Genomic DNA, 239 nt, shown 5'->3' with positions numbered 1-239 from the left:
GACCGCGTGGGTTGGTTTGGCACTAGCACCCGATGTAGGCAGAGGCATGGGTGTGCAGTTTATAAGCTTACTTGGCATAGGATTACTTTCAGCAGCAGCAGCGGTAATTAACCATGTTGTTGATAGTGAAATAGACAGCAAAATGGCGCGTACTCGTCATCGCCCAGTGGCTAAAGGCCGCTTAAGTAAGGCGCATGCACTGAGTTTTGCAGCAATAATAGGTGTGGCAGGTTTTATTA

1 protein-coding gene is annotated in these 239 nt (G+C 48.1%); it reads left to right on the top strand.

Translation table 11 applies throughout. The features are described 5' to 3' along the window. Positions 1 to 239, top strand: a 239-nt coding sequence (locus AAEY99_RS21695; protein WP_351012027.1) for a UbiA family prenyltransferase, incomplete at both ends; no start/stop codon positions are given.

This window comes from Shewanella sp. S1-58-MNA-CIBAN-0166, from assembly GCF_040310085.1.
Taxonomy (GTDB): Bacteria; Pseudomonadota; Gammaproteobacteria; order Enterobacterales; family Shewanellaceae; genus Shewanella.
Note: the sequence above shows the minus strand (reverse complement) of the source record. Positions and strands in the feature narration are given on the sequence as shown.